The organism is Vibrio sp. E150_018 (genome assembly GCF_053544035.1).
Window position 1 is genome coordinate 127,242 of the sequence record NZ_JBHGNY010000009.1, and the last position, 8,488, is coordinate 135,729.

5 protein-coding genes are annotated in these 8,488 nt (G+C 41.2%); 3 read left to right on the top strand and 2 right to left on the bottom strand.

The window, feature by feature from the left end; translation table 11 throughout:
- Nucleotides 1-204: 204 nt before the first annotated feature.
- The 3 genes from rne (at nt 205) to cobO (ending at nt 5,815) form a co-directional block, all read left to right on the top strand.
- Nucleotides 205-3,111 (top strand): ribonuclease E, encoded by a 2,907-nt coding sequence (rne, locus tag ACE3G9_RS10720; RefSeq protein ID WP_449219111.1) that lies wholly within the window; start codon nt 205-207, stop codon nt 3,109-3,111.
- Between the two features lie 256 nt (nt 3,112-3,367).
- On the top strand, nt 3,368-4,921 hold the full coding sequence (locus ACE3G9_RS10725) for a SulP family inorganic anion transporter (protein WP_449219112.1): 1,554 nt from the start codon (nt 3,368-3,370) through the stop codon (nt 4,919-4,921).
- 294 nt (nt 4,922-5,215) lie between these two features.
- A complete protein-coding gene (gene cobO, locus ACE3G9_RS10730; RefSeq protein WP_417879150.1) occupies nt 5,216-5,815 on the top strand; it encodes a cob(I)yrinic acid a,c-diamide adenosyltransferase in 600 nt (199 codons plus the stop codon).
- Between the two features lie 105 nt (nt 5,816-5,920).
- Here the strand turns inward: cobO and ACE3G9_RS10735 are convergent, their stop codons facing one another.
- Nucleotides 5,921-8,098, bottom strand: coding sequence for an AsmA family protein (locus ACE3G9_RS10735; RefSeq protein ID WP_449219113.1), 2,178 nt, complete (start codon nt 8,096-8,098; stop codon nt 5,921-5,923).
- 140 nt (nt 8,099-8,238) lie between these two features.
- Nucleotides 8,239-8,488 (bottom strand): dCTP deaminase (gene dcd / locus ACE3G9_RS10740; protein WP_449219114.1); only part of this gene is annotated, 250 nt, incomplete at its 5' end.

Here is an 8,488-nt window from a genome sequence, read left to right on the forward strand (position 1 = left end):
CTACCCAAAGTAATTGAAGTTCTAACACAAAATTTTGTGACACAGCTTTAAATAAGAAAGGTATGAATGTTTGGTGGCTATTGTGCCCTAGAGCATCCCCTATACAGCCGTGAGGTTGAAGCCAAAGTCATGGGATCTGGCACCTTTGATACGACATAAAGCGATAAGCAATTATCACGAAGAAAAACAACGAGAATTTTAAAAATGAAAAGAATGTTGATCAACGCAACTCAAAAAGAAGAGTTGCGCGTCGCATTAGTTGATGGTCAGAAACTCTTTGATTTAGATATCGAAAGTCCTGGTCATGAATCTAAAAAAGCTAATATTTATAAAGGCCGTATTACTCGAGTAGAACCCAGTTTAGAAGCTGCATTTGTAGACTACGGTGCTGACCGACACGGTTTCCTCCCTCTTAAAGAAATTGCCCGCGATTACTTCCCTGCTGGTTACACCTACCAAGGCCGTCCGAGCATTAAAGAAGTTCTGAAAGAAGGCCAAGAGGTTATTGTTCAAGTAGAAAAAGAAGAACGCGGTCAAAAAGGTGCAGCGTTAACGACTTTTATCTCTCTTGCAGGTAGCTATTTAGTATTAATGCCCAATAACCCTCGTGCTGGCGGTATTTCTCGTCGTATTGAAGGTGATGAGCGTACTCAACTTAAAGCAGCATTAAGCACTCTTGAATTACCACAAGGTATGGGCTTAATTGTTCGTACTGCGGGCGTAGGCAAAAGTGCGGAAGAGCTTGAATGGGATTTAAACATCCTACTAAAACATTGGGCTGCCATTAAAGATGCCTCTGACGGCGAATCAGCACCTTTCTTAATTCACCAAGAAAGTAATGTTATCGTTCGTGCTATTCGTGACTATTTACGCCGTGATATTGGCGAAATTCTAATTGATAGCAATACCATCTACGAACGTGCCAAAGCACATATCCAATTAGTGCGCCCTGATTTCGTATCACGCGTTAAAAAATACGATGGCGATGTTCCTCTATTTAGCCACTACCAGATTGAAAGCCAAATTGAATCCGCGTTCCAACGCGAAGTTCGCCTACCTTCTGGTGGTTCAATCGTTATCGATCCAACTGAAGCATTAACGTCTATTGATATCAACTCCGCTCGTGCAACGAAAGGTGGTGATATTGAAGAGACCGCATTAAATACCAACCTAGAAGCTGCAGATGAAATTGCACGTCAATTACGTTTACGTGACCTAGGTGGCCTAGTGGTTATCGACTTCATTGATATGACACCCGTTCGTCACCAACGTGAAGTTGAAACCCGTATGCGCGAAGCGGTAAGAATGGATCGTGCACGTGTACAAATTGGTCGTATCTCACGCTTTGGCCTATTAGAAATGTCACGCCAGCGTTTGAGCCCGTCACTAGCGGAAGCGAGCCATCATATTTGTCCTCGTTGTACTGGTACTGGTGTGGTTCGTGATAATGAATCATTAGCATTATCTGTGCTTCGTTTGATTGAAGAAGAAGCCCTAAAAGATAATAGCTCACAAGTGCTTGCCGTTGTGCCGGTACCTATTGCGTCTTACTTACTCAATGAAAAACGCAAATCAATCCAGCACATTGAGAAGCATCAAGAAGTAAACATCATTGTTGTACCAAACTCTGATATGGAAACCCCTCATTTTGAAGTGGTTCGCCTACGCGATGGTGAAGAACATCAAATTTTATCTTACTTGATGCCTAAGCGCATTGAAGCATTCAAAGAAGCAGAAGCAAAAGAGCCTGCTTTAGCAGATATGAAGCCCCGTCGTATTGAAGAGCCTGTATTGAAAGGTTTTGCACCATCAAGCGCTCCAGCACCAACTCCAACAGCTGCACCAACGTCTGCATCTAAAGCGGAACCCCAAGCGAAAGCTAAGTCTGGTGGTTTAGGTGGTTTGTTTAAAGCTATTGGTAATTTCATATTCGGTGGTGATGAGCCAAAAGAAGAGAAAGCAACTGAAGAAGCGAAACCAGCTCAGCAAAACCGTCAGCGTAACGATCAGCGTGATAATAACCGTCGCCGTAATAACCGTGACCGTAATGAACGTAATAATGACCAACGTAACAAACGCCGTAAGCCACGTACTAACGATACTGCAGATAAAGTAGCAGAATCGGAAGCTCCTCAAAATAACGTTCGTAACGATAAGAAGCGCAAGCCAAAGCAAGACAAGAAGCCAGCTAAAAATGCAACTAAGGTTGTAGAACAAGGCCAAAAAATTGCTGCTGAAGCTCAAGCAAAAACCACCTCAACTGATGAGAAAACAACGCAAATTAAGCAACGTCGTCAACGTCGTCAGATGAAGAAAAAAGTACGTGTTAACGAGCAAGTTGCAGAAGAAGCGAACGCTCAAGATCTAGCGAAAGCAGAGCAAGCGGAAGTGATTACTGCCAAGCCTGAAGCAACAGACAAAGAAGACGGCCAGCAGCGTCGTAACCGTCGTTCACCACGTCACCTTCGTGCTAGCGGTCAACGCCGTCGTCGTACACGTGACCGTCGCCCTAACCCATATCGCCTACGTGCCGGTGGTGTTGCATCACCAGAAATGGCAATGGGTAAAGTATGGCCACAATACGTAGCTGAAAAACCGAAACAAAAAGAAGAGCAAGCACAACCTGCAATAGAAACATCAATTCCTACTGGCGGTTACGCTTTCCCTGAAATGTCGATGGGTAAAATTGTTATCCTAAGCAAAGCGTTAACAGAAAATGCTACGACTACTGAAGCACCAACCACGCAGCAACCTGTGAAAGCAGAGCCTGCACCAGTAGTAGAAGCGGCTCCAGTAACACCAGCGGTAACTGAAGCGCCTGCAGTTGAAACGGCCTTTGTAGTGAAAGCTGAGCAACAAGATAACCTTGTTGTTGAGAATACGCCAAAGGAACAGCAAGCTAAGACACCAAAATCGGTCAAAGTGAAAGCAGCTAAAGCAAAATCTCATGTCAGCGCACCAATGGCAAAAGCTTCTGGTACTGGCGAGTTAAATAACATTACCATTATTGCTGCTCCTTTCCGTGAATCGACATTCACAGGTAAAGCGGCTGGCAGCCAATCAGCAACTGGCCATGCGAGTTCTGAAATGTCAAAAACGCTTAACGACTAAGCTAAATAGCATTAATCGTTAAGTTATTAAGCAAGATCACTAGAGATGGTGGTCTTGCTTTTTTATCTCAACGATTAGCAATAGATAACTTGTTGCAGAAAATTCCACCATTCTGTAACATTCACTAACAAATCATTATCACTCTAAATCATGAATACCTTCCACTTGTACCCTTTGTCTCCATTAGGGCGGCATTGGTATCATTTTTCATTCATGGGCTAGAGTCCTTTATTTTATAACTTTTAACTGAGTAAGCATGTTTCCCCAAATATCTAGTCAATCTCTAAAAAATGATGTGTTATCCGGTCTGACCGTAGCACTAGCATTAGTACCTGAGGCTGTTGCCTTTGCCTTTGTTGCAGGTGTTGATCCAATGGTTGGTTTATATGCCGCCTTTATTATGGGTCTAATGACTTCTATCTTCGGTGGACGTCCTGGAATGATTTCTGGCGCAACTGGCGCAACTGCGGTTGTAATGGTGAGCTTAGTTGCCGTTCATGGCGTTCAATACTTATTTGCAGCCGTTTTATTGGTCGGTCTATTACAAATTACGGCTGGTTTATTAAAACTAGGCAAGTTTATCCGCATCGTCCCACATCCAGTGATGATTGGTTTTGTGAATGGCTTGGCTATCGTTATCTTTATGGCCCAGCTTGGGCAATTTAAAGCACCAGACATCAACGGAATAATGACTTGGTTACCACAAGGACAAATGGCGATCATGTTCGGTTTAGTCGCTTTAACCATGGCTATTATTTACTTCTTACCTAAGTTAACTAAAGCTGTGCCTTCTTCACTTGTTGCGATTGTTGTCGTCACGGCGTTAACTCAAGTCTTTAACTTAGATACTCGTACTGTTGTTGATTTCTTACGCACTATGTCTGGTGATACGAATGCAACACTCGCAGGTGAACTACCAACATTTGCACTACCAGCGGTGCCGTTTAACTTCGAAACACTACAAATTGTTTTCCCATATGCGTTGATCATTGCCGCTATTGGTTTAATTGAATCACTACTAACCTTAACAGTAGTCGATGAGATGACTAACACTCGTGGCAAAGGTAATCGAGAATGTATTGGCCAAGGCCTTGGTAACTTAACCTGTTCAGTATTTGGTGCGATGGGTGGCTGCGCCATGATTGGTCAATCGATGATCAACATTAACTCGGGTGGTCGTAGCCGTTTATCAGGTATTACAGCTGCGATTGCACTACTTTGCTTTATCCTATTTACTGCTACTTGGATTGAAATGATCCCACTAGCAGCGCTAGTGGGTGTAATGTTTATGGTAGTAATAGGGACGTTTGAATGGGCAACCTTCAAGTTAGCTCGCAGAGTACCTAAGCAAGATTTTTTCGTAATTATCCTTGTGACTATCGTAACTGTGTTAACAGACTTAGCGGTTGCGGTTGGCGTTGGTGTTGTCGTTTCAGCATTAATGTTCGCTTGGCAACATGCAAAGCATATCAATGCAGTGACAAGCATCAACGAAGAAGGCTCGAAAGTTTACCAAATTAACGGCCCGATCTTCTTTGGTTCGACGGCTAACTTTACTGAGCTTTTCAACGCTTATGACGATCCTCAAGATGTGATTATCGATTTTAGTCAGTCTCGCGTTATTGACCATTCCGCTATTGAAGCAATTGAAACCGTAGCAGATCGTTATACTCGCTTAGGTAAAACTCTCCATTTACGTCACTTAAGCCAAGATTGTAAGACTCTGTTGGATAAAGCTGGCAGCCTAATTGAAATCAATGTTAAAGAAGATCCAACCTATAAAGTGATTGATGATCTACTCGCAGACTAATTCGCGGTGTAACATTCTATACCCGAAGTAATTGGAGTTGCAGTGAGGCGACAAGTGAATGAGGCCCCATGAGCATACCTCGATTCGCCGTCAACAAAGTTGCAGCTTCAATTACGATGGGTATACACTCAAGTAACTTGGATATATAGACCATGAGCCCAACCATCGCGTTGGGCTTTTGTTGTTAGGTACCTAGGGTCAATAGACCTTAATATCCCTCTCTAAAACTTTGGTTTTTTCTGCCTTTTAAATTCGTTATTATCCATTCATCCCTACCTTCAGGAACAATATAATATGTCTGAGCATAAACAAAATAAGCACCAACAACGTCAGCAAAAAATTAAACAACAAGTAGATCAACGTATTGAAGCTGCTCAACAAGAGAAAGGTTTAGTCGTTGTTATCACTGGCAATGGTAAAGGTAAAACTACATCCGGTTTTGGTACCATCGCAAGAGCCGTTGGGCATGGCCAGCAATGCGCGGTTGCTCAGTTTATTAAAGGCACATGGGATAATGGTGAAAAGAATCTATTAGAAAAGCTAGGCGTCTCTTTTCATGTGATGGCAACTGGATTTACCTGGGAAACTCAAGATAAACAAAAAGATACTCAAGCCGCTCAGCAAGTCTGGCAAGAGTGCAAAAAAATACTGCAAGATAAAAGCATCGATGTCGTGCTGCTCGATGAAATCACCTATATGGTGAGCTATGGTTATATTGACCTAGGTGAGCTTATTCTAGCCATCAAAGACCGACCTAAAGATCAATCGGTTATTCTCACAGGACGCGCGGCTCATCGCGACTTAATAGAGCTTGCCGACACAGTGTCGGAAGTACGAAATGTTAAACATGCCTTTGAAGCAGGAGTCAAAGCTCGTAAAGGTATTGATTGGTAACACTTCACCTACTAGCATAAAATAACTGCATCTGCGATTAAACCCATAAAAAATGCCACTGCACATGAATGAAGTGGCATTGATATTTAGTGTTTAAGGTTAATTCTATTTGAATAAACCATTTAGTAAATCACCAGCAGCCTTTTTGACATCATCTTTTTGCTTGGAATCATCATTACCGAGCAACTTATCTAGACCTCGATCAACTTCTTTTTGAGCTTTTTCTTTTGCTCTGTCTATTTCAGCTTGAGCTTTCTGCTTAGTTTGCTCATCTAATGCCGCATTCAAATCTGGGCGAATTTTAGGTTCTGTCCATGTGCCTTTAATACTGATAGGAAGAGTAATATCTTTTAACTCATCAGTATCTTTACCACCTTGACCTTTCAAGGAGCCTACCACCGATGTTTTAACTAGAAAATCAACCGTCTCATTAACGTAGTTCGCCTGTCCACTACCAAGAATTCTTAATAATGGTGATTGAGCGGTGAAGTTATTAGTCGTCATTACCCCTTTTGATAAGTTCATCGTTGCTGTTACAGCACTAAAATCGGTTTTCTTAACCTTTATTTCTTCTGCTTTCTTACCTTTAAATAAAGCTTGTACTGAGCGAATTTCATGAGCAACATTGATTCCATAGAACGAACCATCAGCAAAATTAATCTTCACCACACCAGCTAAGTTTTGTTTCGCTTTATCGACAATTAAACTTTTACCCTTTATATCTGCAGTGATATTGCCGGTACCAGAAACAAAGTCCATTTGTGCAACATCTTTCAACAATGGTTGAACTTGAACTCCTTTAACTTCTTTATGTATCGTGTAAGTGGAAACATCTTTACGAGCATCAATTTTAGCATTAGCACTCACCGAGCCTTGATACAAATTTGCCGCAAATTTTTTCAAATCAATCACACCACGATTCACTTGAAACTGCGTTTGTACATCCTGCATTTTGACATTATTTGCTGTTAGCTTATCAATAATAATTTTACCCGTGACATCTAATGTACGTGTCGCACTAAGATCAGGTTCTACTTGAGATGTAGGCACATTGGTGCTGCTCGAGTTTTTAGAGGTCGCGGCTTTTGTTGTCTCTGATTTTTCAGGGGCAACTTGCTCCATTTGCTTAAGTAGCGCGTCAACGTTGATTTCAGGACTGTGGATATCAAACACTATTTTAGGAATATTTGGCGCTAAACTCACCTGCGTAGAGCCATCAAAGTTAAGTTCGTTCACCGATAACTTTTTCAAAACAACATCTAAATATTGTTTTGTTAAATCGAAACGAATATCAGAATTCATATCAATCGAAATAGGCGTAAGTGGTAATGATTGACCATCAACCTTCCCTGTGACATTCATATTCTGGACTTTAAGCTCCGTCATCGCTTTATCAAGCATAATCGATGCAGACTGATTAATATCGATACTCATACCAGATACCATTCCATTGACACTCAATGCCATTTTGCTGACTGAGTTAAATTGAAACGAATCTAGCGTGAAACGTGCTTTTTTAATGTCAGTAGAAGGATCTTTAAATTGCGCTTCTACATCTATACCGCGTAATTGGTAATCCGATAAATCTTGTGAGACTTTAAACTCGGTCTTTCCTTTTACAGCAAAAGTTTGCTGGTTTTGTTTACCCGTAATATCAAATTCAGCCTTACTCCATTCATCGAAACTAAATTGTGATAACGCGAAGTTCACATCAGATAAGGTTAAATCTGAATGGCTCTCTGCATCTAACATCACCAATTTAGCATTATTTACCGTAATGCCTTCTAAACTGATTTCCCATGGGCTTTCACTTGCAGGGTTTACACTTTCAGTTTCGTCATTAGTCGCATCACTACTTGGGGAAGTTTGAGTGGTTTTGTCTTCAGCAGATTGCTTAACAATATCAAGGTTTGAACGACCATCTTTCAGCTTCTGAATAAAAATATCAGCGCCGTTTAACGTAACGTTGCCGATATTAAGTCGATTTTCAAGCAATGGAAGTACTGAAACATCCAAAGCCGCCTCATCAAACTTGACCACTTGTGCTTGCTTAAAGCCTTCCGCTGGATTTAATACTTGGGTCTTTCCAATAGAAAAGCCGAGATGAGGAAAAAAGCTCCAAGAAATGTCACCGTCGATGACCAAGTCAAAGCCTGTTTGAGCCTTAGCTTGATCGATAATAAGCGGCTTAAATTGATTCGGATTAACGAAAATGACCAGCGCTAGAATGGCAATTAAAACTGCGGCAATTGGTACAGAAAGGAATAAAAGTATTTTTTTCATGGAGATCCTTTTCAAAACAAATATATATATTTTTAATAGTTAGTATAACAAACTATCATTCGTTTAGATAAAGTAAAATCAATAAGAAAAAACTGACAAAACCATAAAAAAAGGGCTTTTTAGAAGCCCTTTTACATCTCTTAATCTTCATTAATACGGCTTGCGACCGCACCTTGTTGATTCTTATATTTAGCGTTATCGCGCTTGTTATATGGTTTTTCTGCATCGCCCGATAACACTTCAAAACTCAATGCACCAATGGGCATCATTGGCTTCAGCGCAAGTGGCAAGCGCCCTGAGTTATAGAATTCCAAAACGATTCGACCAGACCAACCTGGATCAATACGGTGTGCAGTAACATGTACCATTAAACCTAAACGCGCTAATGAA